Annotated in this window: 2 protein-coding genes; both read right to left on the bottom strand. The window is 73.1% G+C overall.

Annotated features, from left to right (window positions below):
• A partial coding sequence (locus tag ACZ6Y7_RS37905; RefSeq protein WP_465762538.1) for a beta-ketoacyl synthase N-terminal-like domain-containing protein occupies positions 1-1,275 on the bottom strand: 1,275 nt, incomplete at its 3' end.
• Between the two features lie 46 nt (positions 1,276-1,321).
• Positions 1,322-2,876 (bottom strand): type I polyketide synthase (locus ACZ6Y7_RS37900; protein WP_465762537.1); only part of this gene is annotated, 1,555 nt, incomplete at its 5' end.

Below are 2,876 nucleotides of genomic sequence, written 5' to 3'. Positions count from 1 at the left end.
GGTCACCAGCCGGACCGCACCCGATTCCCAGTCGATGCGCGAGGACGGCTCGTCCGCGTGCAGCGTCGCGGGCACGATCCCGTGCCGCATCGCGGTCACCATCTTGATGACGCCCGCGACGCCGGCGGCGGCCTGGGCGTGGCCGATGTTGGACTTCACCGACCCGAGCAGCAGCGGCCGGTCGGCCGGACGCTCCTGGCCGTAGGTCGCCAGCAGCGCCTGGGCCTCGATCGGGTCCCCCAGCCGGGTCCCCGTCCCGTGCCCCTCGACCACGTCGACACCGTCGGCACCGACCCCGGCTCCGGCCAGCGCGGCACGGATCACCCGCTGTTGGGAGGGGCCGTTCGGTGCCGTCAGACCGTTCGACGCGCCGTCTTGGTTGACCGCCGTGCCGGTCACCACCGCGAGCACCTTGTGTCCGCGACGGCGCGCTTCCGACAGGCGCTCCAGCACCAGGACGCCGACGCCTTCGCCCCAGCCGGTGCCGTCCGCCGACTCCGCGTACGCCTTGCAGCGACCGTCCGCCGCCAGGCCGCGCTGCCGCGAGAAGTCGATGAACGTCCCGGGCGTCGACATGACGGTGACACCGCCGGCCAGCGCGAGCGAGCTCTCACCCGACCTCAACGACTGGCACGCCAGGTGCAGCGCCACCAGCGACGACGAACACGCCGTGTCCACCGTCACCGCCGGCCCCTCCAGACCCAGCGCGTACGCCACCCGCCCCGAGACGACCGATCCCATGCCCCCGGTGCCGAGGTACCCCTCGACCTCCTCCGGCACCGGGTGGAACGGCAGGTAGTCGTGGTAGAAGAGCCCCGCGAACACACCGGTCGCGCTGCCCCGCAACCCCGTCGGATCGATTCCCGCGTCCTCCAACGCCTCCCACGACGCCTCCAGCAGCAGCCGCTGCTGCGGATCCATCACGACCGCCTCGCGCGGGCTGATCCCGAAGAACTCCGCATCGAACTCCCCCGCGTCGTAGAGGAATCCGCCCTCGCCCGAGACGCTCTTGCCGAGGGCGTCCGGGTCCGGGTCGACCAGGTCCTCAGGCCAGCCGCGGTCCGTCGGGAAACGACCGATCGCGTCCTTGCCCGACGCCACCAGCTCCCAGAACTCCTCCGGCGACGACACACCGCCCGGGAACCGGCACGCCATCCCGACGATGGCCACGGGTTCCTGCTGTCGGCTCTCCACCTCGCGCAGGCGCTCCCGGGTCTGGGCAAGGTCGGTGGTGACCCGCTTGAGGTAGTCGCGGAGCTTCTCTTCGTTCGCCATCCGAATGGACGCCTTCCTCATTTCGCACGCTGGTACGGCGACGTACTCAGAGCCCGAGCTGCTTGTCGATGAAGTCGAACATGTCGTCGTCGCTGGCCGACTGGATCTTGTCGGCGACCGAGACACCGTCGTCGTCGCCCTCGCCGGGTCCGGCGGTGTCGCTCAGCACGGAGAGGATGTCCTTGAGCCGCGCCGTGACCCGCGCCCGGGCGGTCTCGTCGCCCAGGAGTTCGGTGAGCGACGCTTCGAGCCTGTCGAGTCCGGAGTAGGCTGAGAGGCTGCCCGGCTCCTCGGCGACCGACCCGAACAGCTCCCCGGCCACGAAGTCGGCCAGGGCGGTCGGGCTCGGGTAGTCGAAGACCGCCGTGGCCGGCAGGCGCAGGCCCGTGACGTTGCCGAGGCGGTTGCGCAGTTCGACGGCGGTGAGCGAGTCGAAGCCGACGTCCCGGAAGGACCGGTCCGCGTCGAGGCTGCCCGGTCCGGACATGCCCAGCACCAGGGCGGCCTGCGACAGGACCAACTCCCGCACGCCCTCGCGTTGTTCGTCCGGGCCGAGCGCGGCCAGCCGGGCGGCCGGCGCGTTCCACCCCTCGACACCGCGCTCCGCCACCGATCGCCGGGCGGACCCGCCGGCACGCGAGCCGCGCCCCAGGCCGGACAGGAGCACGGGGACGTCGCCGGAGCGGCGGAGCGCGGGCAGGTCCAGCTCGGCCGCCACGAGCAGCGCCTCGGGCCGGCCGGCGGCCGCGTCCAGGACTGCGAGCCCGCGCGCGTCCGACAGCGGACGCATACCCTGGCGGGCCATCCGCCGACGGTCGGCGTCCGTGAGTTCGCCGGCCATGCCGTGCTCCCACGGCCCCCACGCCAGCGACACGGCGGGAAGGCCCGCGTGCCGTCGATGGGCGGCCAACGCGTCCAGGAAGGTGTTGCCCGCCGCGTAGTTGGCCTGGCCCGCGTTGCCGATCACGCCGGCGATCGACGAGAACAGGACGAAGGTGTCCAGGTCACGACTATTCGTCAGTTCATGCAGGTGCCACGCCGCGTCGACCTTCGGACGCATGACCGCCGCCAGCCGCTCCGGGGTCAGCGCGGCGACGACCCCGTCGTCCAGGACTCCCGCCACGTGGACGACACCCGTCAGCGGCACACCCTCCAGGACCCCGGCCAGCTCGTCACGGTCGGCCACGTCACAGGCGGCCACGCTGACATCGGCACCCAACTCCTTCAGCTCGGCGACGAGTTCCGGCATCCCGGCGGCATCGATGCCACGACGCGAGACCAGCAGCAGCCGCCCGGCCCGTCCGGTCGCCGCAAGGTGTCGGGCGACGAGACCGCCGAGGGCACCCGACGCGCCGGTCACCAGCACGGTGCCGGCTCGGACTTCCTCGGTCCCGGCCGGGACGGGCGTGGACGGCACCCGCACCAGCCGGGGCACCCGCACCTCGCCCGCGCGCACCGCGAACTGCGGCTCGCCGGACGCCACACCCGCTCGCAGCCACTGCGCGGCCTCGGCGGCGGACGCGTCGTCCACGTCGGCCAGCGTGATCCGGTCCGGGTTCTCGGCCTGGGCCACCCGGACGAGGCCCCAGACGGGGGCGGCC

It is taken from the genome of Kitasatospora sp. NPDC053308 (assembly GCF_055585785.1).
This window is presented reverse-complemented; position numbering and strand designations above follow the sequence as displayed.